The sequence below is a fragment of the Amycolatopsis sp. NPDC114478 genome, from assembly GCF_055633805.1.
The window spans coordinates 1-24,000 of the sequence record NZ_JBVKDO010000045.1 but is presented as its reverse complement, the minus strand read 5'-3'; the positions used below and the strand labels follow the sequence as shown (position 1 = coordinate 24,000).

Sequence of the window (24,000 nt, the reverse complement as noted above, 5' to 3'; positions counted from 1 at the left end):
CGGAAGCGAGGGACAGATGAAGACAGTGGTGCTCGCCGCGACGCTGATCACGGCGTTGGCGGCCCCGGCCCAGGCCCAGGCGGCGACCGTCAAACAGGTCACGAACACCTGCCGCGCCGGCGACTTCGCCGGGACGTTCACCCTGCGCTACGAGACCTCCGGCGGCTACCACCGCCCGCTCGGCTCGATCACGACCTCCGGGCCGTACATCGGGGACTCGGGCACGCAGACGCTGCGGATCTCCTACACCGACGGGCTCGGCACGCACGCGGTCTACACCCGGACCGGCCCGGCGACGAACGGCACGCAGAGCCTGCCGTCGGGGCTCGCGATCCCGGCGACGGCGCGGGGCACGGCGGCCACGAAGTTCGACAACGGCACGACGTCCTGCACGGCGACGGTGCCGATCACGTAGCCCGCGGGGTCAGCGCGAACCCCGCCGGCTCGAGGGCGGCCCGGAAGATCGCCCGCGCCGAGGCCGCCCGGTCCCAGCGGACCGTGAACGCGACAAACTCATATGGCACCGCCGGCGAGGCGCGCTGGGTGGCGGCGCAGGAACATTCCGGCGAGAACATCGGTGACACGCCTCTTTCGTCGAACTCAAGGAGCCCGGCCCAGCGGCCGATCAGGGCACGTTGAACCGGGCCCATTTCCTCGCCGGAAAACCCTTACCAGGCAGCGAATCACGCGTTTCGCCGCCGCTCTCCCGGACAACCGGGGGCCACGTCCGCCTCCGCCCGCACCGGCCGCGTTCGTCGACAGTTCCCCGACGCCACTTTTCCTTCCTGTCGACGTATCTCGCGCCCCCTGGTTCGCTCCTGTACGCCTGAGCGCGGACGTGTCCGCGGCGGAGGGGCGGGGATGGTCGGGAACACCACCGGCGGGGTGGAACTCGGAGTGCTGGGACCGTTCGAGGTCCGGATCGGCGGCGCCCCGCGGGACGTCGGCGGCCCGCGTCTGCGGACCCTGCTGGCACTGCTGGCGGCGGAGGCGGGCCGCGTCGTGAGCGTGCACGCGCTCGGGCACGCGCTGTGGGGCGAGCGGCTGCCCGAGCACGCGGACCGCACGGTCCGGACGTACCTTTCGCGGCTGCGCGGCTCCGTGGACCCGCGGCTGATCCTGACGCGCCCGCCGGGGTACGTGCTGCACGTCGTGCCGGAGGCCCTCGACTCGGCGCGGTTCGAGCAGTTCGCCGCCGAGGGCCGCCGCGCGCTCGCGGCCGGCGACGCCGGCATCGCGCAGAAGCACCTCGGTGCCGCTTTGGCGCTGTGGCGCGGGAACGCGTACGAGGAGTTCGACGACGTCGAAACCCTGAAGGCCGAAGGGATGCGGCTGGACCGGTTGCGCCACAACGCCGTCCAGGACCGGATCGACGCCGATCTCGCGACCGGCGAGGACACCGGGCTGATCGCCGAGCTGGAGGCGCTGACGACCGCCTTCCCCGGCCACGAACGGCTGTGGGCGCAGCTGATGACGGCGCTCTACCGCGCCGGCCGCCAGGGTGACGCGCTGGAGGCGTTCCGCCGGGCCCGGCACGGGTTGATCACCGCGTCCGGGGTGGAGCCGTCGCCGGTGCTGGCGCAGGTGCACCGGCGGGTCCTCGCCCACGACCCGGGGCTGCTCGCGGTCCGGGCCGGGACCGTGGCGACCGTCCCGGACGACGCGCTGGCCGCCGGGGAGCACGCCCTGCTGGAGGACGGCGACCTGCGCACCAGCCGCGAGCACTTCGAGACCGCCTACCGCCGCGCCGAGCAGGCCGGGGACGCCGGCGCGCTCGCCCGCGCGGTACTCGGCCTCGGCGGGGTGTGGGTGCACGAGCACCGGACGGCCGCCGCGTCGGAACTGCTGCTCGCGCGTCTGCGGTACGCGCTGGAGGAGGTCGATCCGGCGTCGATGCTCGCCCTCCGGCTGCGGACCCGGCTCGCCGGCGAAGAAGACTACCAGGGCGTGACGCACGACCGGATCCTGGCCGCCGTCGAGCAGACGCGGCGGACCGGCGACCCGGTCGCGCACGCCGAGGCGCTGAGCGTGGCCCACCACTGCCTGCTCGGCCCCGGCCACACGGCCCGGCGGCACGCGCTGGCCACCGAGCTGCTCGGGGTGAGCGGCCGGTCGGGGCGGCGCACCGACCTCGTGATGGGGGTGCTGTGGGACACCGTCGACCTCTTCCTGGCCGGCGACCCGCACGCGCAACGGCGGCTCGGCGAGCTCGACGACCTGCTGGCGGCGCGCAAGCACCTGGCCGCGGGGTTCGTCGCGGACGCGCTGAAGGTCATGCTCGCCATCCGGGCCGGCCGGTTCCGCGAGGCCGAGCAGGGCGCGCAGGCGTGCGCGGAGCAGGGCCAGGCGGCGGGCGACCTGGACGCGCTCGGCTGGTACGGCGCGCAGCTGGTGGCGATCCGGTGGTTCCAGGGCCGGCTCGGCGAGCTGGTGCCGGTGCTGGACGGGCTGATGCACTCCCCCACGCTCAGCGCGATCGACAATTCGTACTACGCGGCGCTGGCGGTGGCGGCGGCCGCGGCGGGCGACCGCCGGACGGCGGCGGGCGCGCTGGCCCGCCTGTGCGGCGACGACCTGGGTGCGTTGCCGCGGTCGAGCACGTGGCTGATTTCGTTGTGCGGGGCGGTGGAAACCGCTTACCTGCTGGAGGACACGGAAACGGCGACGCGGGTGTCCGAGCTGCTGCGCCCGTTCGGCCACCTGCCGGCGATGGCGAGCCTGGCGATCGCGTGCTTCGGGTCGATCCACTACCCGCTGGGCACGGCGGCCCTGACGACGGGCGACCTGGACCGCGCGGTGGCGCACCTGCGCGCGGCGGTGCAGCACAACCTGGCGCTGGCGCACTGGCCGGCGGTGGTGTTTTCCCGGCGCCGCCACGCCGAGGCGCTGGTCCGGCGCGGCGGGCCGGGGGACGCGGTGGCGGCGGAGCAGGAGCTGGCGGCGGCCGACGAGGAGTCCCGCACCTTCGGCGACCAGGGCCGGTGAGCACGCCGTTCCCGGCGGTGTGAATTCCTCGCGGAAATCACGCTTTCGTGGTTATCGGTCCCGCGCCCGGGAATGCGCTGGCTTCCGGCCACCGGTTCCGCCCCGGGAACCACCGGCGCCGACGAAGGGGAACCACGCGTGTTCCGTCACACGAAGCTGCTGCAGTTCGAAGCCAAGCCCGAAAAGCCCGACGCCGTCTACGCCCACAAGCTGCAGGAACTGATCGGCGGCGCCTACGGCGAAATGACCGTCACCATGCAGTACCTGTTCCAGGGCTGGAACTGCCGCATCGAAGGCAAGTACAAGGACCTCATCATGGACACCGCGACCGAGGAGATCGGGCATGTGGAAATGCTCGCCACGATGGTCGCCCGCCTGCTGGAAGGGGCTCCCGCCACCGCCACCGCCGAAGCGGTGAAAGACCCGGTGATGGCCGCGATGATCGGCGGGATGGACCCGCAGCAGGCGATCGTCGCCGGCGGCGGCGCCCTGCCCGCCGACAGCAACGGCACGCCGTGGAACGGCAAGTACATCGTCGCCTCGGGCAACCTGCTCGCCGACTTCCGCGCCAACGCCGCCGCCGAAGCCCAGGGCCGGCTGCAGACCGCGCGGCTGTACAACATGACCGACGACCCCGGCGTCAAGGCGATGCTGAAGTTCAACCTGGCCCGCGACACCGTGCACCAGAAGCAGTGGCTGGCCGCCATCGAAGAGCTGAAGGCCGACGGGCTCGAAGAGGAAATCGCCCCCAACGCCCTCCTCGACGAGGAAGACCAGACCCACAACCACACGATCTGGCACCTGTCCGACGGCCCCGACGGCGCCAAGGGCAGCAGCTGGACCACCGACGCGGGCATCGAGTACCTGATGGACCCCGAGCCCCTCGGCGGCCCCGGCACCGCACCGAAGCCCGACCCGGCGCTCTACGGCACGTACGCTCCGCTGCAGGACGCCAAGGGCACCGCGAAGGGCAAAGCCAAGGCGGTCAAGAAGAAGCTGACATGACCGGGAGCCCGGCGCGTCCCCGGGGCGCGCCGGGCCCTTCCCTTCTCCGGCACGGCCCGGGTGAGCGGGCTGCTCGAAGCGATGGCCGCGCGGTCGGCGGCATCGACCCGGCCGGGCCGGCCGCGCTCGCGCAAGCGAATGTGGCGACGCAGGAACGGCCGGCCATCCGTCTCGCCGAAGCGGGCCACGGCGATGACGGCGGGCAGGCGGCGCAGTCCGCCGGTACTTTCGTCGGGTCAGTGGACGGGGTTCCACCCGTCGCCGCCGGCGAGGTAGTGCTGCGCGGTGAACGTCGCGGCCTGCGCGGCGGTCAGCTGCGGCCGGTCGGTCCCGGTGCCCGCGCCCGGCCCGGTGTTGCGGTACTCGGATAACCGGGCGTCCTTCCACGAAAAGCCGGACATGTCGGTCCACGGCGTGGCCTTGATCGCCGCCGGCAGGGCCGTCTCGCGGACGACAACCTGCGCGATGGCGTCGACGTCGCCGCTCGGGTGCCACGGCCGGCCCAGGTAGAAGCTCGCGTTCGCCGCAGTGCTGACCACCTTGCTGCCGATGATCAGGAAGCCGTACGGGTTGCTCCGGCGGGTGCTGGCCGCGGTCAGGTAGCCGTTCGGGTTCGAACCGCGGTCGAGCGCGGTGATCGTCGCCCGGTCGAACACGGCGGTGGCGCGGCCGAAGAGGAAGTCGACGTCGCCGCTGATCGCGCAGTTCCGGTAGTACTGGCGGCCGACCGTGCCGGTCGCCGCCGTGTCGGCGTAGAGCGTGTCCTGGTGGCCGAGGAACGTGACGTTGTCGAACACCATCCGGTCGCCGGTGGTCTTCACCGCGACGGCCTGGGTCGCGGTGATCTCCGGGTGGGCCGTGCGGTCGAACGAGTTGCGGAAGGTCAGCGCGCTCGCGGTGAAGCCGTTCGCGGCGATCGTCGCGGTCGCGCTGCCCGACGTGCCGTACGTCGAGCCGTCGGGTTTCTTGGTGCCGCTGGCGTTGTCGTAGTCGACGACGACGTCGGCGGCCTTGCCGGTGGTGCCGCGCAGGGTGATCCCGGTCTTGGCCGCGGGGACGGTGAGCACCTCGCGGTAGGTGCCGGGCTTGACCGAGACGGTGCCGCCGGCGGAGACGGCGTCGATCCCGGCCTGGACGGTCGTGTAGTTCCCGGAGCCGTCCTCGGCCACGACGAAGTTCGCCGCGGCGGGTGGGGCCGGCGTCGCCCCGGTCAGGACCGAGGCGAGGAGCAAAGTCGTGAACATGGCACCTCCACGGGGAGACGCCGGGGTGCCGGACGGCGGCCGGCACCCCGGTCGCTTACTGGTAGGTGATGTTTGCGGTGGTGTACAGGCAGTTCGCCGAGTCCGGCCCGCTGCCGATCTTCGTCGGCTCGCCGCTGGTGACGCCCTGGTACTTCTGGCAGGGCTCGATCTTGCGGCTCGAGTCGCCGACGATGGTGATCCGGGTCAGCTTCGCGGTGTCGCCGTAGTTGGTGTTGATGCCGACGAGTGCCTTGCCCGGCGCGGTGGCGGTGACGTTGTCCACGACGACGTTGCGCTTGTACTGCGTCTTGCAGTTGCCGCAGGAGCGGTACAGCTTGCCGAAGTCGTCGACCTGGAAGTTCCGGATGTACATCGTGCCGGGACCGTTGTGCTGGAACACCTTGTCCGACGCCTTGCGCGCGCCGCCGCCGTCGATGGTCATCGTCTGCGACGCCGACGTGCCCTTGAACGTCGCCGCGTCCTCGCCGACGTCCTCCCACCAGACGTTGAGCAGCGTGCAGGTGCCGAGGCAGTGCACGCCGTCGGCGGCCGGGTTGCCGAGGACGACGTTCTTCAGCGTGGTGCCGTTCGCCAGCTCGAAGATCGGGCGCTGGTTCTCGTCCTGGCCGCCGGTGCCGAGTTCGCCGGTGCCGTAGAACCGCTTGAGGCCGCCGTCGTAGGTGCCACTGGTGACCTTGATGGTCGCGCCGACGGGCACGCTCGTGCTCGGGTTCGGCCAGGACGCGGCTCCGGCGGCGGTCGCGCCGGCGCCGACGGCCGCCGAGAGCGCGAGGGCGGCGACGACCGCGCCCCGGAGCGCCCGGGAAATCGGGGACATGCTCATCACTCCTTGGTTCTTCCCGTCCGGGAAATGGTCCTCCTGAGTGCTGAAAGCGCTTTCTCAGTTTCGGGTCGGGCGCTTCCCCGTGTCAATGCCGCCCACCGCAGGGGTTCCGCTGTCCCCCGGCCGGTCGCCGAAGCCGACGATTTTCAGAAAACGGGACCGGCACCGGCCAGCACGCGCGCCGGGACGGACCACGTCGGGTCGAGCCGGTCCACCAGCGTCGGTGTCCAGCCCACGTCCGGCCCCAGATCGGGGTCGTTCGCCGCGTTGTACTCCGCGAGCAGGTCCACCGGGCGCGGCCACGCCGCACCGGAGGAAACCAGCGTCCCGGTCGCGTGGAACACCGTCCCCTTCCAATAGTGGACCAGCGATCCCAAGGGCACCGAAGCCGGGATCCGGAAGAAGTTGTTCTCCGCGTAGATCCGCGATTCGACGCCGACGCCGAGCGAATACGTGTACGCCGCCGCGTCCCGCACCACGTACAGGTTGTCGTACACGTGCACCTGCCCGTACCGCACCCTCGGCGCGCGCTGCCCGATGTCGGCGAACAGGTTGTGGTGCACCGTCACGCGCAGCTTGCCCACGTCGTACGTCGGCTTGTCGGTGTTGCCGATCAGCATCGTCTTGTCGTGGTCGTGCAGGCGGTTGTCCGACACCGTCACGAGGTCCGAGCCGTTGACGATGTCCAGCAGTCCGTCGTGGACTTCGAACTTCCGCCCGAAGTACGTGGGCTGCGAGGTGTTCCCGCCGTCGCTGAGCTCGTTGTGGTCGACCCACACGTGCGTCGCCCCGACGAGGTCGACGTTGTCGTACTCGGAGTTCCAGTTGCCGTCGGCGCCGTCGAGCGGGTCCCACTGGGGGAAGCAGTCGTGCGCGTCGGCGAACCGCAGGTTCCGCAGGATCACGTTGTCCCCGGTGACGCGCAGGGTCAGCCCGTGCAGGGTGGCGCCGCCGAGGCCGTAGACCGTCGTGTTCGGGCCGACGTCGAGCACGACCTGCGCGGCCTGGTTGGCCTGCGACCGCGCCCGCGCCTCTTCGAGGGGGCCCGACGGCTCGACCTTGCCCCAGGTCGCCGGGTCGTACGCCGCCAGGTACGCGGGCAGGCTGTAGCCCGGATCCGCGAAGTCGTCGCACGTCCGGGGCCGGTCGGCGGCGTCGACGTTGCCCTCGATCGTGCCGCGGACGTAGACGATCTTCGGCGCGCCCGGGTGCGCCGCCAGCGCGGCGGCCAGCTCGGAGCGCTTGGACACCGTGTGGACGTCGCCGGGTGCGGCGGCCGCTCCTCCGGTCGTCCCCGCGCCCCAGCCGTCGTGCGCGCCGAGCACCTCGCGGCCCGGGTCGTGGCCGTGGGCGGCCGCCGGCCCGGCGGTGAGCGTGAGTCCGAGCAGGGCGAGGCACCCCGCGAAAGCCTTCCAGCGCATGTCGGCTCCTTCTACTGGGCCGCCCGGGCCGCGAGCTCGGCCAGCCGGGCGGGATCCGGGTCGCCGTCGAGGACGACGACGTGGTGGGTCAGCGTCAGTTCTCCGCCCGGTTCCAGCAGCCACGGCCGGTGGTAGGTGGCGGCGAAGCTGACCACCGGGAACGGCTCGGCGCGGACGTACCAGGCGGTCGGGAAACCGGGGTTCGCCGGGCTGTCGGCGAACAGCAGCGTCGAGGTCCGCAGGCTTTCGTCGTGGCGGCCGGTGAACGCGAGCCACGGCGCGCGGTGCCCCATCGCGTCGACGGCCGGCCGGCCGTCGGACGTCCGGACCGTGCCGCCGACGAACGAGCGCGGGCCGCGCCAGAACAGGCCGCCGTACCCGGCGGTTTCGCGGCCCTCGGTGACCGGGCTCCCCCAGCGCAGCTCGCGGCCGCTGGTGTTGCGCAGGCGGCTCGACCACGTGAGGGTCCAGCTGTCCGCCGAGACGTCGCCGAAGTGCAGCGTCCGGTGCTCGGTCAGCCACCGCCGGCCCGCCGCCGTGCTCCAGGCCAGCTCGTGCCGCAGTTCGCAGTGCCCGGCCGCGCACACGATGCTCTCCCAGCGGACGTGGCCGACGGTGCCGTTGTTGTCGAGCGGCGTGTACCCGCGGCCGCGCACGTAGGTCCGGCCGCCCCAGAAGTTCTCGCCCGACAGGTGGGCCATGGTGAACTGCAGGCCGTTGTGCCAGGTGTGGTCGTGCGGCCGGACCGCGGTCACGGTCTCGCCCGCGGTGGTCCGCAGCGGGTGCAGGTACGGCTTCGGGGAGTCCCCGGCCGGCGTCGGCGGCGTCACGACGTACTCCGCCAGGACGACGTCGCCGAGGCGGACGCGCACCGCGCCGTCGTCGTCCTCGGCCAGCGCCAGTGTCCCGTTCCCCACCGCCGCGCGGCTCACGCCGGGTCCCCGGTTTCTGCGAGCAGCTCCGCGACCGGCACCGGGCGGCCGGTGTCCAGGGACCGGTTCGCGGCCAGGCCGGTGAGCAGGGCCTGCAGCCCGGCGTCGTGGTCGGCGGCGCAGCCGAGCTCGTCCGGTTCGGCGTCGCCGAGGAGTTCGGCGAGCATCCGCTCGTCCCCGCCGCCGTGCCCGTCGCCGAGCACCCCGTCGAACACCACTTCCGCCGGCTCCCAGTGCCGTTGCACGGTCAGCCGGGCGCGTCCCGGCTCCGGCGCCGGGGCGGCGTCCTTCGCGAACTCGTTCTCCCGGACGTCCAGTTCCAGGCGTCCTTCGCTGCCGGAGAACGCGACGCGGTAGCCCTCCCGCGGCGAATACGCGTGCAGGTGGTAGTTCAGGACCACCCCGCCGCGGTGCCGGACGAGCACCGACACGTCGTCTTCGATCGTGACGCCGGGCGCGAACACGTTCTGGTTCCGGTCGTAGCCGTCCTCGTGCTCCGCGTCGCGGTAGAGCGCGCGCAGCTTGGGCGAGGCTCCGAGGTCCAGCGCGAACCGACCGTCGGTGTGCCGGTGGCCGTTCCTGTCGCCGTAGAAGAACAAGCGGCCGAAAGCGAACACCGTCTCCGGGTCGCTGCCGAGCCACCAGTTGACGAGGTCGAAGTGGTGCCCGGACTTGTGCACGAGCAGCCCGCCGGAGTTCGCCTTGGCGCGGTGCCAGCGGCGGAAGTAGTCGGCGCCGTGCGCGGTGTCGAGCAGCCAGCTGAACTCGACCGAGCCGACCTCCCCGATCGCGCCCGCCGCGAGCAGCTCGCGCACGCGCCGGTGCACCGGGTTGTACCGGTAGTTGAAGGCGACCCGCACCGAGCGTCCGGTCTCGCGGCGGGCCGCCAGGATGCGCCGCGCGCCGTCGACGTCGGTGGTCATCGGCTTTTCGGTGACGACGTCGCAGCCCGCGTGCAACGCCGCGACGACGTAGTCCGCGTGCGTGTGGTCCGGCGTGCACACCACGACGACGTCGACGCGTTCTTTCGCCAGCATGGCGGGGAAGTCGTCCGGCCGGTAGCCGGGCACCGCCGTGCCGAGCCAGCCGTTGTGGACGCGCATGCGGGTCTCGTTGGGGTCGCAGAAGGCCGCGAGCTCGGCCCGCGGCGAGCCGGCCAGGGCCCGCGCGAACAGCTGGGCGCGAGAACCCAGCCCGACGATCGCGTACCGGCGCGTCACCATCACGTCTCCTCTCGGGCGGGGGTCCAGGGCAGGGCGAGCTCGGAGAAGAGCGCGAGCCGCTCGGCCGCGGCGTCGACCGCCCGGTCGACGCCCGGCACGACGAACCGGCGCTCCGGCCCGGTGCCGACGGCCCGGGCGTGCGGCAGCCGCCGCGGCTCGGGCGCGTCGCGGACGGCCTCGACCAACGCGGTGAACGCGCGGGTGGCGGCCAGCGGGGCGAGCAGCGGCACGCCGTCGCGGAGGTGGCCGACGAGGTTTCCCAGCAGGTCTTCGGGCGGTCCCACCGGCACCGGCTCGCCGCCGATGAGGACGACGTCGGTCTTGTAGTGCCACCGGATCCGGCCTTCGGTGCCGTGGACCAGCACATAGGGCTCGTGGTCGGCTTCGGCGGCGAGCGTCCCGGCGGCGACGACGTCCGGTGCGCCGGCGAAGCAGAGGCGAGCGCACGCTGTGTCGTCCGCCTCGATGTCGCGCGCGCGGTACAGCTCGACGGTGGTCCGCTCGGGCAGCGCGCCGGCCGCGCCGTCGAGCAGCAAGGCGGTCGCGACGGCGTGGGCGAACGGGTTCGTCAGGGCACCGTCCACGACCGCGTGCCCGTCCAGCCGGCGACGGCCCGCCCACGCGGTGCGCGCGAAGTAGCGGTCACGCCGGATCCACGCGCCCGCCGCGGCGATCCCGGTGACCGTCCCGATCGCCCCGCGGGCCAGCGCGGCCCGGATCACCGGCACCGCGGGCGAGCCGAAGCTCTGGAACCCGACCTGGCAGGCGCGGCCGCGAGCCCGCTCGGTCAGCTCGTCGAACGCCGCCAGGTCGAGCACCGGCGGCTTCTCCACGAGCACGTGGCAGCCCGCGGCGAGCGCGAGGCGGGCCAGGGGCAGGTGGGTGTGCGGCGGGGTGGCGATCACGGCGATGTCCGCCGGCACGCGGGCCAGCAGCTCGGCCGGGTCGTGGGTGAACACCGGGACCAGCTCGGCGGCCGCGTCCGGCGGTTCGCGGACGTCGCACGCGCCGGCGAGGACGATCTCGCCCCGGTCGTGCAGCGCCCGGGCCCGGCGCAAGTGCGTGCGCGCGTAGCCGGCCGTGCCGAAGACGACGACCCTGGCGGTCATCGGCGGCCACCCGTCGCCACCGCGGCCAGGGCCAACGGTCCGGCCACGACCAGCGCGAGGATCGGCAGCATCCACACGAGCACCACCGCGAGCGCGGCCGCCCCGGCCAGGAGCAAGGCTTTCCCCGGTGCCGCCACGGTTTCGCGCGCGGCCGTCACGGCGGCCCGGCGCCAGGACGGTTCCCCGGTCGCCACGACTTCGCACGTCCGCACCGCGACGACGACAGCCGCCGCGGCCAGCACCCACAACGCCGGCCCGAGCGCCCCGGCTCCCGGCACCGACCGCACGACTTCGAGGTCCACCGCGAAGAGCACCACCGCGGCGAGGCACCCGAGGGCGAAGACCGAGCCACCCCGGGCCGCCCGGCGGAAGTCCGCCCAGTACGTCGTCCACAGTGGACCTCCGATGCCGTGCCGCGTCCGGTCCAGGGCCCGGCAGCCCGCCGCGAACGCCGGCGCCGCGCTCACCACCGGCACCGACGCGAGTGCGACGAGCAGGCCGGTCAGCAGGCAGTCCGAGAAGTCCTCCAGCCCGGTCCGCCACTGGGTCGTTCGCATCGTCGTCACCCCTTCAGGCCGCTGGTGCTGACGCCTTCGACCAGCAGGCGCTGGAAGGCGAGGAAGAACAGGACGATCGGCACGAGCGCGAGCGCCGACATGGCGAACATCGCGCCGAAGTTCGACTCGCTGCTGGTGTCGACGAACAGGCGCAGGCCCAGCGGCACGGTGAACTTCTCCGTGTCGTTCAGGTAGACCATCTGCGTGAAGAAGTCGTTCCACGTCCAGATGAACGTGAAGATCGACGTCGTGACGAGCGCCGGTTTCGACAGCGGCAGCACGACGTGCCAGAAGGTCCGGTAGACCGAGCAGCCGTCGATGGTGGCGGCTTCGTCGAGCTCGCGCGGGATCCCGCGCATGAACTGCACGATGAGAAACACGAAGAACGCCTCGGTGGCCAGCAGCTTCGGCAGGATCAGCGGGACGAACGTGTTGACCAGGCCGGCCTGCTGGAAGATCACGTACTGCGGGATGAGCGTGACGTGGTAGGGCAGCATCAGCGTCGTGATCATGAACGCGAACAGCGCGCCGCGGAACCGGAACTTCAGCCGCGCGAAGGCGAACGCGGCCAGCGAGCACGACAGGATGTTCGCGAGCACCGACAGCCCGGCGACGAGCACGGAGTTGAGGAAGAAGCGACCGAACCCGACGTCCGCCGCGCCTTCCCAGCCCTTCGGGTAGCCGTCGAAGACGAACCGCGTGGGCAGCAGTGAGAGCCGCGAGAGGATCTCGTCCGGCGGCTTGACCGACGCGAACGCCAGCCACACCAGCGGGTAGAGCACCACGGCGACGATCACCAGGCACAGCACGTGCCACCCGAACGAGCGGGCCGTGCGCGGCAGCGCGGTCATGAGCGCTCCCCGGCGTCGTCGTAGAACACCCACAGCTTCGCCGTCCGGAAGACGATCGCCGTGACGATCGCGATCACCGCCAGCAGTACCCACGCCATCGCGGACGCGTAGCCCATGTGGAAGTCCTGGAACCCGACCTCGTACAGGTAGAGCGTGTAGAACAGGTCGGCGTCGGCCGGGCCGCCGCGGCCGCCGCCGATCACGAACGCCGGGGTGAACGCCTGGAACGCGTGGATGGCCTCCATCACCAGGTTGAAGAAGATCACCGGCGAGAGCATCGGCAGCGTGATGTGCCGGAACCGGCGGACCGCGCCGGCGCCGTCGATCGCGGCCGCCTCGTGCAGCTCCGCCGGGATCTGCTTGAGCCCGGCCAGGAAGATCACCATCGGCGCGCCGAACTGCCAGACCCCGAGCAGCACGATCGAGGCGAGGCTGAACCGCGGGTCGTCGACCCAGCTGGGGGTGTGCCAGCCGAGGGAGGCCAGGACCTCGTTCACCGGGCCGCCGCCCATGAACAGCGCCCGCCACACCAGCGCCGCCGCGACGCTCGCGCCGAGCAGCGACGGCGCGTAGAAGGCGGCGCGGTAAAACCCGCCTCCGCCGCGGCGGGTGTTGAGCAGCATGGCCACCAGCAGCGACACCGTGAGCTTCAGCGGCACCGAGACCAGGACGTAGATCACGGTGACCTTCACCGACTGCAGGTAGCGGTCGTCGTCGGTGAACATGTGCGCGAAGTTGCCGAAGCCGACCCACTTCGGCGAGGTGAACAGGTCGTAGTCGGTGAAGGACAGGTAGAGCGAGACGACCATCGGGCCGACGGTCAGCGCCACCGCGCCGAGCAGCCAGGGGGTCAGGAACGCGAAGGCCTCCGGCTGGGTGCGGCGGCGGCTGGCCCGCCGGACGCGCGCGGCCACCTCCGTGGCGACCGGCGGGTCCGGGGTGCGCACGGTCGTCATCGGCTAGCCCAGCGCCTTCTCGGCTTCGGACATGAACCGGTTCACCGCGTCGTCGATGCCCAGCCGGCCGAACGCGACCTCTTCGTAGGTGCGCTGCAGCAGCTTCTGGATCGAGCCGGCGCCCTTGGGCGGGACCGGCGGCGCGGCCCCGAGCTTCGGCTCGAGCGCGGCTTCGTAGTCGTAGAGCGTCTTGTCGGCGCCCTTCGCGGACGTCGCGAGCTGGGCGCGGACCTTGAGGTTGGGCGCGAGGCCGCGGTCGGTGCCGACGATCTGGCCCACTTCGGGGTCGTTGACCAGGAAGTCGACGAGCTTCGCGGCCGCCTCCTGCTGCTGGCTGCGCGCGGACACCGACAGGAACATCGACGGCCGCCGGTACTGCCCGAGGTCGCCACCCGCGGCGGCCGGGTACGGCGCCACGTTCAGCGGCTTGCCGTTCGCCTTCCGGTAGGCGGGCAGGAGGTTGTCGTAGGCGAACTCGGAGCTCGTCAGCTTCTTGCCGAGCGGCGACTGCTCGGGCGAGGTGTTGTAGGACGCCGTGACGTCGGCCGGGGACGCGCCCTTGCTGTCCCGGAACTCGCCCGCGAGCTGCCAGTAGCGGCGGAGGTCGTCGGCGGCGAAGCCGAGCTTGCCCTCCGGGGTGTAGAACTGCTTGCCCTGCTGGCGCAGCCAGATCTCCAGGGTGGTGTCGAGGATACCGAAGTCGGTCGTGCCGCGGGCACCGCCGGCGGCGCTCACCTTCCGCGTCGCGTCGGCGTACTGGTCCCAGGTGAGGCCCTTCGCCGGGTCCGCGCCCACCGCGGTGAACGCGGCCGGGTCGTAGAGCATCGCCGGGGTGTTCTGCGCCCACGGCACGGCGTACCGCTTGCCCTGGTAAACGCCGGTCGCGGCCAGCTCGGGGTTGATGTCGGCCAGCGAGACCGCCTTCCCCGCGCCCTGGTTCAGGTCCGCCAGCACGCCCCGGCCGCCGTACTCGGCGAGGTAGCGCGTGTCGACGTTGAGGACGTCCGGCGGCTTCCCGCCCGCCGTCTGCGTCGCCAGCTTCTCCCAGTAGGCCGCGTACGCCGAGAACGACGTCTGCACCTTGATCTTCGGGTTCTTCTGCTGGAACAGCTCGACGGCCTTCTTGGTCAGGCTCGCCCGGCCGTCACTCCCCCACCAGACGAAGGTGATCGTCACGTCGCCGCCGCCACCGGAGTCCGAGCCGCACGCGGCCACCCCGGTCAGCAGCAGCGGCACCACCGCGGCCAGCGCGACGAGGGTCCGCCGCTGTCTTGTCCGACGCATCGAGGTCTCCGTTCTCAGCCGGTCAGCACTTTTCTGAAAACGTTGTCAACGCGCTCACGGTAGGCAGTGCGCGCGGTACGTGTCAACGGGCAAAACGGCACAATAACCCTTGTGCAGCAACGCTTTTCCCGCAAAATAGGCAGCTTGAGAAAGCGCTTACAGCAACCGTGTGGACGCGGGAGCTGCCAGCGCGGGACACACCGGGATCCGCTACCCGGTGCGTTCGGCACCCGGGCGGACGGCGTTCGCCCACGGGACGCCGATTTCGGAGAACAGCGCGAGCCGGTCCGCCGCGACGGCGACCTCCTCGCCGATCCCCCGGACCACCGGGTGCCGGCTCCCGCCCTCACCCGCCGTGCGGATCCAGCCCGCCGGGATCCGCGCCGGCGAGGGCGCGTCCCGCACCGCCTCCACCACCGACGCGAACGCGCGGGTGGCCGGCAGCGGCGCGAGCAGCAGCACCCCCGCCGGGTCGCGGTGGTGGGCGACCAGGTTGCGCAGCAAGTCCACCGGTTCGCCCAGGTGGACGCGCTCGTCGTCCAGCTCCAGCCGGTGGCTCTTGTACCAGAACTTCGCGCGCCCCTTCTTGCCGTGCACCGCGACGTAGGGCTCGTGGTCCTGCTCGGCGCACAGCGAGGCGGCGACGACGATCTCGGGACCGCGGTCGAAGCGGATGCGCAGGCACGCCGTGTCGTCGGCTTCGATGTCCCGGGTGCCGTACAGCTCCAGGGCGATCTCCGCCGGGTCGCGCCCGCCGACCCCGCCGACGAGCAGCGCGGTGGCGACCGCGTGGGAGAACGGGTTGGTCAGCGCGCCGTCGACGACGGCTTCGCCGTCCAGCCACCGGCGGCCCGCCCAGGGGTTGCGGCGGTAGTAGGCGTCGGTGCGGATCCAGGCCCCGGCCGCGCCGACGCCGGCGATCTCGCCGAGCCGGCCCGCCGCGATCGCCGCCCGCAGCACCGGCAGCGCCGGGGACCCGAAGCTCTGGAACCCGGTCTGGCACGCCGATCCGTTCTCCGCGGCCAGCCGGGACAGCGTCCGGAACCCGGCGAGGTCGAGCACCGGCGGGGTTTCCAGCAGCAGGTCGCCGCCCGCCCGCAGGACCGCGCCGCCGACCCGGACGTGCGCGTGCGGCGGCGTCGCGACCACGGTGATGTCGGGACGGCAGCGGCGGAGCAGGTCGTCGACTCCGACGTGCGCGGTGCCGCCCTCGGGCAGAAGGGCGATCGCGGCGGCCGACGGCACCCGGATGTCGGCCATGCCGGCGAACCGGACGAGCCCTTCGTCGTGCAGGATGCGCGCGCGGTGCAGGTAGCTGAACGCGTAGCCGGACGTGCCGACCACGGCCAGCTTTGGCGGGTCCGCGACGGTGCGGCGCCTGCTCCCCGACATGGGTCTCCGATCGGCGCGGCCGGGTCCGGCCGGGCGGGAACTGACGAATGGGCAGTTCGGGAGAAACTTCCGGTGGTCACGGTAGGGCGTTCGCGACAAGTGTGTCAATATCCGGGACACGCCCCTCGAATTCGTCGAAAACCGGGTACTCCGAACGGCGGTGGCCGGTTCGAGTAAGCGCTTACTCGAACCGGCCGTGCGCTCAGATCCGGCCGGTGCCCGCCCCCGCGGTCACCGTGGCCTTGACCGTCGAAGTCGGCTCCAGCGTGAAGGAATACGGCGCGGTCGTCATGCTCCCGGTGCGGGTGATCTTGTTCGTGCAGCCGCCGAAGGAGTTGCCCGACTCGTTCAGGTAGCCGTCGACATCGCTGTCACCGGTCGTTTCCAGGCACACCTTCGTCGATTCGAAGACGTTGTTCTGGGCGAGGAACTGCGCGTTCATCCGCGAATGCACGGCGGAATCGGCGACCGAGTGGAAATAGTTGTCGTAGGCGTGCCCGGTGCCGAACCGCAGGCTGGGCAGCCGCGAGTTGACGTTCTCGAACCAGTTGTGGCTGTAGGTGACGTGCAGCTTGCCGGTGTCTTCGGCCGCGTTGCTGTCGCTGTGCCCGACGAGGGAGACCTTGTAGTGGTCGTGGAACTTGTTCCACGACACCGTGATCCCGTCGGCGCCGTGGGTGATGTCGAGCAGGCCGTCGTAGTAGTCCTTGCCGTGGTCGAGGTCCGACGAGAGGTCGTTGTGGTCGATCCACACGCGGGTCGCGCCGCGCTGGATCTGGATCGCGTCGGTGCCGACGGCCTTCGAGATGGCCAGGTTGCGGATGATCACGTTCGACGACTTGTCCACGGCGAGCCCGCCGCCGGTGAAGCCGGACGCGGATCCGACGCCGAGGATCGTCTTGTTCGACCCGATCTTCACCAGTGTCTTGCTCGCCAGCGTGATCTTCCCGCTCACCCGCACGGTGCGGGCCGTGGAATCGGCGACGGCGCTGGTGAACGCCGACGCCGTCGTGACGGTGACGGTCTCACCTCCCGCACCGCCGGTCGTGCCGGCGCCGAAGCCGATCGGCGAGTTCTCATAAGCGTGCGCGACCCCGGTGGGGAGGGCGACGGCCATAGCGGCGGCGACGGCGGCGGTTCCGAAAACGCGCAGGGACTTCCTGGTCATCAGGCACCTCGAAAGGGGGTGGGGACCCGCGCCCCGGGAGCGGGGAACACGGCGGAACCTCCGTTCTACGATTTGCAGCAAAACCCGGTCAACGATTTGCAGGGTTTTCATCGCAAGCCCAGCCGAATGGCCCTGCGGTGGCCGGATCCCCGCTGCCGCAAGGCGATCCGTTGTTGACAACGCTGCCGGGCGTTTCCATGATGTGGCAAGAGCCTGCCGAGGAGTAGCCGTGAGCGTGACCATTCACGACGTCGCCCGCCGGGCCAACGTGTCGATCTCGACCGTGTCGCGCGCGTTCACGTCCCCGGACCTGGTCCGCCACCAGACCCGCAGCCGCGTGCTGGCGGCGGCGAGCGAACTCGGCTACCACGCCGTCGGCGCGCCCCAGCCGGTCGCGCGCACCGGGCACATCGGGATCGTGGTCTCGGACCTCGGCAACCCGTTCTTCACCGGCGTGCTCGACGGCATCCAGGCCCGCGCGCGCCAGGACGACGTCGCCGTGCTGTTCGCCAGCAGCGACCAGGACCCGGCGACCGAGCAGAACCTGGTCCGCCGGATGGCCCGGCAGGTCGACGGCGTGGTGCTGGGCAGCCCGAGCATGACCGACGACCAGCTGCGCGCGCTCGCCGGCCAGACGACGCTGGTGCTGCTCAACCGCGAAGTGCCCGGCATTCCGTCGATCGTGATGGACGCGGCGGACGGGATGCGGCAGGCGATCGAGCACCTGGCCGCCCTGGGGCACCGCCGCTGCGCCTACCTCGGCGGGCCCCGCGCGTCGTGGGCGAACCGCGCCCGCCGCCAGGGTCTCGCGGAAGCGGCCGAGCGCCACGGCACGGAGGTCGTCGAGTTCGGCCCGTTCCCGCCGGTCTTCGAGGGCGGCCTGCAGGGCGCGGACCTCGCCCTGGCCGCGGACGTGACGGCGATCGTCGCCTACAACGACCTGGTCGCCTTCGGGGCGCTCGCGCGGCTGAACGCCCGCGGTGTCCCGGTCCCGGACGAGATCAGCCTGGTCGGCTTCGACGACCTCGTGTTCGCGGCGATCTCGGCACCCCCGCTGACGACGATCGCGATGCCGACGGAGGCGGCGGGCCGCGCGGCGGTCACGATCCTGCTCGACCTCCTGGACGGCGAGGCGGACGAGCGCGCGAACCAGGTGCTCGACACGTACCTGATCGTCCGCGCGACCACGGCCCCGCCGGCGGCCTAGCCCTCGAGGACGTGCCGCTCCAGGAACGGGTTGCGGAACTTCCCCGCCGGGTCCAGTTTCCCGGCCAACGCCTGGAAATCCGCCAGCCGCGGGTACTCCGCGGTGACCGCGTGGAAGAGCTTTCCCCAGTGCGGCCGGGCCCCGAACGGCGCCAGGCGCTCTTCCAGCACCGGGAGCACCGCCTCGACGTCGGCCTGCCGCGGCTGCCACGTGAAGTGCAGCGCCACGCGGTCGCCGCCGTGGCACGGGCTCAGCCACAGCTCGTCACCCGCGATCGCGCGGATCTCCGACACCAGCAGCACCGGCGCCAGCAGCTCGCCGAGCTCGCGGACCGCCCCGATGGCGGCCACGGCGTCTTCGTAGGGCACGAAGTACTCCGACTGCAGCTCGTCCCCGACGCTCGGGGTGAACGCCAGCGCGAAGTGCGGCACCCGCTCGTGCCACGGGCCCGGCACCCCGAGCTGCGGCGTGCAGTTGTCCGCCGGGATGCCGGCCGCGTGCGCCGGGTGGCGGGGGCCGTCGGCCGGGACCGCGCCGAACAGGCCGGACCGCGCGGTGAACGCGTCCACGCGGCTCTTGACCCACACCTGGTCGATCGTGTCGTTCACCCAGTTCGTGAACAGGCTGACGCTGTAGCCGGCGTCCTCGATCTCGTCGAAGTGCCGGTAAGCGGCCTCCCACGGCAGGCCGTCGAAGACGTCCTGCCGCACGTCGAACGCGGGCTCGACGTCCAGCGTGATCCGCGTGACGACGCCCAGCGCGCCGAGGCCGACGACCAGCCCCGGGAACTCGGCGTGGGCGCGGGTGAACGTCCGCAGCTCGCCGTTCGCGGTGACCAGCTCGACCGCCGACACGGCCGAGGCGAGGCCCGGCTGCCGTCTCCCGGAGCCGTGGGTGCCGGTCGCGACGCTGCCGGCCACCGTGATGTGCGGGAGCGACGCGAGGTTGGGCAGCGCGAACCCCGCCGCGTGCAGCTGTTCGGCGAAGTCGCCGTAGCGGGCGGACCCGCCAACCGTCACTGTCCCGTCGCCGATCTCCGCCGGGACGTCGAGCGCGCGCAGGTCCAGCAGGACACCGCCGGGTGTGTCCGCGATGTCGTTGAAGCAGTGCCGGCTGCCCAGCGCCTTGACGCGCGACGCGCCGGCGACGGCCGCCCGCACCTCGTCGACCGTGCGCGGGGCCACGACCGCGTCCGCGGTGTAGGCGTGGTTGCCCGCCCAGTTCGACTCGCCCAATGTCCCTCCACAGTGCCGGATCCACGGTGCCGGATCCCCGCGTCCGACCCTACGCGGCCGCCTCCCGCCAGAAGTCGCGCATCCACTCCGGCGGCACCGGGCTGTCCGCGCCGACCTGGGTCAGCAGCACCGCGACCGTGCCGGTCGAGGGGACGATGTGGGCGGTCGTGCCGGTGCCGCCGACCCAGCCGTAGCGGCCGGGGACCGTCCCACGGCTCGACGGCGGCGACGTCCACCGCGCCGCCCATCCCCCAGCCCTGGCCTTCGAGGAACAGCGCGCCGATCTCGCGCTGCGCCGCGGTGGTGTGGTCGGTGGTCAGCGCGCGGACGGACTCGGGGCTGAGCACGCGCCGGCCGTCCGGGGCGGCGCCGGAAGCGAGGAGCATCCGGCCGAAGGCCACCCAGTCCCCCGCCGTCCCGGCCAGGCCGCCGCTGCCGAGCGGCAACGCCGGCATCGTGCTCCACTGGCCGTCCGGCGGATCGGCGACGACGAGCCCGTCGGCGGTCTTCTTGTAGAAGGTTGTGAACCGGTCGCGCCGGTCCGGGCCGACGACGAACCCGGTGTCCGCCATGCCCAGCGGCCCGAAGATCCGCTCCTCGAGCAGCTCCGGCAGCGACCGGCCGGACGCGCGGGCGGCGAGCACGCCCTGGATCGTCGAACACGTGTCGTACAGCCACGCCTCCCCCGGCTGGAAGGCGAGCGGCACCTCGGCCAGCCGCGCCAGCCAGACGTCCGGTGGTGGGAAGCTCTGCACTTCGCGGCCGTCGCCCTGCACGGCGAACAGCGCTTGCACCGCGGGGAGCGTGAAGTCCGAGGCGAAGCCCCAGCCGGCCTGGCCGGTGAGGACGTCGAACACGGTGATCGGCCGCCGCGCCGGGACGACGTCGTCGACCGGGCTCGACGGCGTGCGTACCACCTTCGGGTCCGCCAGCTCGGGAAGCCACCGGGCGATCGGGTCGGCGAAGGCCAGCGTGCCGTCGTCGACCAGGGTGAGGACCGCGGCGGCGGTGATCGGCTTGGTGATCGAGGCGATCCGGAACAGCGAGTCCGCAGTCATCGGGCGGCTGCCTCCGACGTCGGCCGAGCCGACCGCCACGGCTTCGCGGTCTCCGCCCCGGTCGATGACGGCCACCGCACCGGGCAGCGAGCCGGCGTCGACGTGGCGTTGCAGGGTTTCGCGCAGGCTCACGATCCTCCCCGGGTCCGTGGCCGCACGATAGTCAGCGGGCGGGGATGATCGCCTGGTGGGTGCCGCCGAGGCCGTGCGGGCTGAGCAGCCGGCCCATCCGCTTCGGCATCCGCAGGGTGATCGCCCGGTCCAGCACCCGGGCCCCCGGGGCCACCGCCGCGAGCCGCTGCTCGTAGGCCGTGCAGCCGGCCGGTTCCCGCAGCCACGCCGACACCACCAGGTTGCCCTCACCCACCACCGCGGCCGAGAGCCGGGTCTCGGGCAGCTGCGCGATCGCGGTGCCGGCGCGGTCCAGGTCGGCGGCCGCCAGGTCGAGGCGGTAGCCCGCGATCACCGGCCAGCCCGCCGGGACGTGCGCGAGGTCGCAGCGGAAGTCCAGCTCGTGGTTGCGCAGCATCCGCGCCAGCGTGCGGCGCACCGCGGACTCGCTCATCCGGCAGTCGCGGGCCAGCTCGGCGTAGCTGCGCCGGCCGTCCTCGCCGAGGGACTCGACCAGCGCGCGCACGTCCCGGTCGTCCCACTGCTGCGGGACGACCAGCCGGGCCTGCACCGCCGTCTCGTCGAGCACCGCCCGCTGTTCCGGGGCCAGCGCGTTCACCAGCCAGCCGCTGCCCTCGCGGTACACGCGCGTCGCGACGGCGAACCGGACCTCGCGCACCCCGGGCAGCCCGCCGATCCGGCCGGTCACCAAGCCGTCCAGCGCGTCGAGGTCGCGCGCGGCCAGCGAGAGGAACAGCGAGAACCGGCTGGTCGTGCGCTCGACGCTGAACACCGACGGCCAGCCGCACAGCTCGCGGGTCAGCTCGGTCAGCGCGTCCGGGCGGCAGGCCAGGTCGACGTAGCCGACCGTGGTCGTCGGGGCCGTGGCGTACGCGGTGAGCCACGCCAGCCCGGCCGCCTGCAGCCGGTCCCAGCGGCGCGCGGCTGTGGTCGCGTCGGTGCCGACGGCGGCGGCGATCCGCGTCCACGGCGCCCGCGGGTCGCGCTGCAGCGCCTCGACCAGCGCGAGGTCCGACCCGGTCAGCCGCGCCGGTTCCGGCTGGGCCGCCGTGGGAACGGGCATGGCGCATTGTGCCCCGATCATGATCACCTGCCAAGGGGCCGCCGGGCGTACCGGCGGCCCCGCCGTCCTACTGCCGCCGCAGCCGCGGCACCACGACCGCTCCGGCCACCAGCACCAGCACGCCGCCGAGCACAAACGGCAGCAGGGGCAGCCCGCCGGAGTCCGCGGCCGGCACCGCCCGCTCGCGGCCGCCGTAGCCGCCGCCCGCGCCGTCGCGGTCGTAGGCCGAGCCCGGCAGCTTGTCCGCGTACCGCTGGTGCAGCTGAGCGCGGTAGTCGGCGAGTGCCAGCTTGGTGCCCGCGGCGAGGCCGGTGACCGAGCCGTCGAGCACCGTCACGGCGTCCCCGCGTACCGCGTACCACGCGTTGACCTGCGGTTCGTGCAACAGGTATCCGCCAGCTGCGGCGGCGGCGTACTTCTGTTCGTAGTCACCGGAAGCGACGTTGACTACGGTCCAGGCCGCGCCCTGCCGCTCGGCCCAGACCGTCGCCGTCGTGCCGTCGCCGGTGCGCGCCGGCACAGCGACGTACGCCAGCGCGGCCGGGACGTCCGAAGTCCCGGAGACGAACCCCGCCGTCGGCTCGTAGACCGGGACCTGCGTGCGCGGGTCGGCGTTCGCGCCGGTCGCCGCGGCGGCCGCGTGGGCGTCGGGGAACTTCGTCTCCGCCAGCCGGTCGAGGGTCTGCTTGCCGCCGGTGACCTGCCCGATCGCGGCGGTGTCGGCCGCGCTCGGGGTGCCGGCGGGCCCGGTCGCCGCGCCGGCGGCACCGGCCGTGGTGAACATCGCGGCGCCGGCCAGCACGGCCGCGCCCATCGCGTTCTTCAGCATGCTCATCCCTCGATCCCGTACAGCGTGTGCGTCCACTGGAACTGGGTGTTCGAGCGGTAGGTGTCGTAGTTCATCGAGTTGTAGCGGCTGTTGCTCGGCCACGGGTCCCCGTATTCGACGCGGGTGACGCCATTGGCGTTGTCGTACCCGTAGAGGACGTGCATGTGCCCGCCGCCGGAGCGCCAGCCGATGCGGGTGCCGATCGGCTGTCCCGCGTCGATCTGGTTCTCGATGGTGGTGAAGGAAAGGACCTGCCCGTTCGAGTTGTACGACCCGACGTTCGGGAAACCGAGCCAGCGGAACACCCGCTGCTGGTCGGACAGGTAACCCTGGTTGTTGGCGCAGTCGCTGCCCGACTCGTTGTGGGCGACCTGGCAGAACCGGGTCTGGGAAAGCGAATAGCCCCAGTAGTCGGCGATGGTGTTGCCGCTGGCGTCCCAGCACCACTGGTCCTTCTGCTGGGCCTGCATGGAGATGCCGAGATCGGTTCGCGCGGCGGCCGCGGTGGCCGGTGCCTGCAGTGCGGCGACGGCCACCGCGGCCGAAATCGCCGCGAGTCCACGTAGGACTCCCGAAGTGGTTTTCACGAAGTGGTCCTCCAGCCGGTGAGGATTCGACCTGGTGGCAGGGAATACTCCGCGCACCACGGTGCGCCCGGTACCTACTAAGGGAGGATCACGTTGGGAGGGAACGGGTTCCGGCGGATCCCGGCATTTCCCGGGTGCCGGATTCCGGCATCGGCTCCGGCCCGCCGGGCGGATTCCGGCGGGCCGGGACGCCGGAGTCAGCTCACGGTCGTCGTACCGAGGGTGGCGTCCTGGCCCGGCGGGTCGAGCGTCAGCGCGACGTCGAACTCGCCGAGGCTGCTGTCGGTGACGACGTGGGTGGTCGCCGCGGCGTCGACGCTGCTGGTCGCCTCCCCGGCCGGAGTGCCGGCGGGGACGGTGAAGTCGACCTGCCCCCGGGCGGTGAACTTGAGGCTGCCTTCGGCCGGGACGGGCGCCTCCGGGATGGGCAGCTCGATCGGGATGGCGACCGACTGGCCGGCGATCGCGACGTTCACCAGGGACTTGATGGTGCCCGAGACCTTCGTGGCGCCGACGAGGCGCAGGCCGTCGCCGGCCGCCTGCCCGGCGTCGACGTCGAGGCTGAACGGCACCGAAACCGGGGTCCCCGCCGTGGCGGTCGCGGGGATGTCCGCCTTGACCACGACGGTGACCTGCTGGTCGCCGATCAGCGGGAAGCCGCCCTTGTAGGTGAGCGTTTTCCCGGCCGCCGCGGCCGGTCCCGCGGAAACCACGGCCACCGCGCACGCCAGCAGCGCGGCGAGCCCGATTCCCCGGAACCGCTTTTTCCGCACGAGGGTTTCCGTCATTTCTGTCCTTTCGTCGTCGAACGGCGCTTCGGATGCTAAGGGATGTCTCGTAACTCGTGTTGTGGTTGGTGGGGCTGGTGTTGCCGGTCAGTTGGCGAGGAGGATGTTGTGCAGGTGCGCGATGCCGGAC

General features: G+C 72.4%; 21 protein-coding genes and 1 pseudogene. 4 read left to right on the top strand and 18 right to left on the bottom strand.

Annotation, left to right across the window (positions count from 1 at the left end; translation table 11 throughout):
• Positions 1-16: 16 nt before the first annotated feature.
• From ACZ7OH_RS51080 to ACZ7OH_RS51070, 3 genes are all read left to right on the top strand, one after another.
• Positions 17-415 carry a hypothetical protein gene (locus tag ACZ7OH_RS51080; RefSeq protein ID WP_470287589.1) on the top strand — a complete coding sequence of 133 codons (399 nt, stop codon included), beginning with the start codon at positions 17-19 and terminating at the stop codon, positions 413-415.
• 446 nt (positions 416-861) lie between these two features.
• Positions 862-2,985 carry an AfsR/SARP family transcriptional regulator gene (locus ACZ7OH_RS51075; RefSeq protein WP_470287588.1) on the top strand — a complete coding sequence of 708 codons (2,124 nt, stop codon included), beginning with the start codon at positions 862-864 and terminating at the stop codon, positions 2,983-2,985.
• A gap of 138 nt (positions 2,986-3,123) precedes the next feature.
• Positions 3,124-3,990 carry a manganese catalase gene (locus ACZ7OH_RS51070; RefSeq protein WP_470287587.1) on the top strand — a complete coding sequence of 289 codons (867 nt, stop codon included), beginning with the start codon at positions 3,124-3,126 and terminating at the stop codon, positions 3,988-3,990.
• Between the two features lie 236 nt (positions 3,991-4,226).
• Here the strand turns inward: ACZ7OH_RS51070 and ACZ7OH_RS51065 are convergent, their stop codons facing one another.
• The 12 genes from ACZ7OH_RS51065 to ACZ7OH_RS51010 all read right to left on the bottom strand — a co-directional run bounded on the left by ACZ7OH_RS51065 (position 4,227) and on the right by ACZ7OH_RS51010 (position 16,971).
• Positions 4,227-5,234, bottom strand: a complete 1,008-nt coding sequence (locus tag ACZ7OH_RS51065; protein WP_470287586.1) for a pectinesterase family protein — start codon at positions 5,232-5,234, stop codon at positions 4,227-4,229.
• Between the two features lie 55 nt (positions 5,235-5,289).
• Positions 5,290-6,063, bottom strand: a complete 774-nt coding sequence (locus ACZ7OH_RS51060) for a pectate lyase (protein ID WP_470287600.1) — start codon at positions 6,061-6,063, stop codon at positions 5,290-5,292.
• A gap of 161 nt (positions 6,064-6,224) precedes the next feature.
• Complete coding sequence (locus ACZ7OH_RS51055; RefSeq protein ID WP_470287585.1) at positions 6,225-7,499, bottom strand: pectate lyase family protein; 1,275 nt, start codon at positions 7,497-7,499, stop codon at positions 6,225-6,227.
• A gap of 11 nt (positions 7,500-7,510) precedes the next feature.
• Entirely contained in the window at positions 7,511-8,431 is a 921-nt protein-coding gene (locus ACZ7OH_RS51050; RefSeq protein ID WP_470287584.1) for a DUF6807 domain-containing protein, read from the bottom strand.
• On the bottom strand, positions 8,428-9,654 hold the full coding sequence (locus ACZ7OH_RS51045) for a Gfo/Idh/MocA family protein (RefSeq protein WP_470287583.1): 1,227 nt from the start codon (positions 9,652-9,654) through the stop codon (positions 8,428-8,430). Before ACZ7OH_RS51045 ends, ACZ7OH_RS51050 begins: the two co-directional genes overlap by 4 nt.
• The gene (locus tag ACZ7OH_RS51040; protein WP_470287582.1) at positions 9,654-10,763 is read right to left on the bottom strand and encodes a Gfo/Idh/MocA family protein; all 1,110 of its coding nucleotides are present in this window, start codon (positions 10,761-10,763) and stop codon (positions 9,654-9,656) included. Before ACZ7OH_RS51040 ends, ACZ7OH_RS51045 begins: the two co-directional genes overlap by 1 nt.
• Positions 10,760-11,320: a DUF624 domain-containing protein gene (locus ACZ7OH_RS51035; RefSeq protein WP_470287581.1), complete on the bottom strand. Its 561-nt coding sequence runs from the start codon at positions 11,318-11,320 to the stop codon at positions 10,760-10,762. The genes ACZ7OH_RS51040 and ACZ7OH_RS51035 overlap by 4 nt, the downstream gene beginning before the upstream one ends.
• A 5-nt stretch (positions 11,321-11,325) precedes the next feature.
• Positions 11,326-12,171, bottom strand: a complete 846-nt coding sequence (locus tag ACZ7OH_RS51030; protein ID WP_470287580.1) for a carbohydrate ABC transporter permease — start codon at positions 12,169-12,171, stop codon at positions 11,326-11,328.
• The gene (locus tag ACZ7OH_RS51025) at positions 12,168-13,127 is read right to left on the bottom strand and encodes a carbohydrate ABC transporter permease (protein WP_470287579.1); all 960 of its coding nucleotides are present in this window, start codon (positions 13,125-13,127) and stop codon (positions 12,168-12,170) included. The genes ACZ7OH_RS51030 and ACZ7OH_RS51025 overlap by 4 nt, the downstream gene beginning before the upstream one ends.
• Positions 13,128-13,130: 3 nt before the next feature.
• On the bottom strand, positions 13,131-14,411 hold the full coding sequence (locus tag ACZ7OH_RS51020) for an ABC transporter substrate-binding protein (protein ID WP_470287578.1): 1,281 nt from the start codon (positions 14,409-14,411) through the stop codon (positions 13,131-13,133).
• A 210-nt stretch (positions 14,412-14,621) separates the two neighbouring features.
• Positions 14,622-15,803, bottom strand: coding sequence for a Gfo/Idh/MocA family protein (locus ACZ7OH_RS51015; RefSeq protein WP_470287577.1), 1,182 nt, complete (start codon positions 15,801-15,803; stop codon positions 14,622-14,624).
• Positions 15,804-16,005: 202 nt separating this feature from the next.
• A complete protein-coding gene (locus tag ACZ7OH_RS51010; RefSeq protein WP_470287576.1) occupies positions 16,006-16,971 on the bottom strand; it encodes a pectate lyase family protein in 966 nt (321 codons plus the stop codon).
• Between the two features lie 229 nt (positions 16,972-17,200).
• Here ACZ7OH_RS51010 and ACZ7OH_RS51005 point away from each other — a divergent pair, with 229 nt between their 5' ends.
• Positions 17,201-18,178 carry a LacI family DNA-binding transcriptional regulator gene (locus ACZ7OH_RS51005; RefSeq protein WP_470287575.1) on the top strand — a complete coding sequence of 326 codons (978 nt, stop codon included), beginning with the start codon at positions 17,201-17,203 and terminating at the stop codon, positions 18,176-18,178.
• Here the strand turns inward: ACZ7OH_RS51005 and ACZ7OH_RS51000 are convergent.
• The 6 genes and pseudogenes from ACZ7OH_RS51000 to ACZ7OH_RS50975 all read right to left on the bottom strand — a co-directional run bounded on the left by ACZ7OH_RS51000 (position 18,175) and on the right by ACZ7OH_RS50975 (position 23,870).
• On the bottom strand, positions 18,175-19,413 hold the full coding sequence (locus ACZ7OH_RS51000) for an FAD-binding protein (RefSeq protein WP_470287574.1): 1,239 nt from the start codon (positions 19,411-19,413) through the stop codon (positions 18,175-18,177). The two genes, ACZ7OH_RS51005 and ACZ7OH_RS51000, sit on opposite strands and share 4 nt — an antisense overlap.
• Positions 19,414-19,712: 299 nt before the next feature.
• Positions 19,713-20,546 (bottom strand): annotated as a pseudogene (locus ACZ7OH_RS50995) (serine hydrolase domain-containing protein); the annotation flags it as partial.
• A gap of 88 nt (positions 20,547-20,634) precedes the next feature.
• Positions 20,635-21,666, bottom strand: a complete 1,032-nt coding sequence (locus ACZ7OH_RS50990) for an Lrp/AsnC family transcriptional regulator (RefSeq protein WP_400906274.1) — start codon at positions 21,664-21,666, stop codon at positions 20,635-20,637.
• 67 nt (positions 21,667-21,733) lie between these two features.
• A complete protein-coding gene (locus ACZ7OH_RS50985) occupies positions 21,734-22,501 on the bottom strand; it encodes a hypothetical protein (protein WP_470287573.1) in 768 nt (255 codons plus the stop codon).
• Positions 22,498-23,082: a papain-like cysteine protease family protein gene (locus ACZ7OH_RS50980; protein ID WP_470287572.1), complete on the bottom strand. Its 585-nt coding sequence runs from the start codon at positions 23,080-23,082 to the stop codon at positions 22,498-22,500. Before ACZ7OH_RS50980 ends, ACZ7OH_RS50985 begins: the two co-directional genes overlap by 4 nt.
• 197 nt (positions 23,083-23,279) lie before the next feature.
• Positions 23,280-23,870 (bottom strand): DUF6801 domain-containing protein, encoded by a 591-nt coding sequence (locus ACZ7OH_RS50975; protein ID WP_470287571.1) that lies wholly within the window; start codon positions 23,868-23,870, stop codon positions 23,280-23,282.
• Between the last annotated feature and the right edge of the window lie 130 nt (positions 23,871-24,000).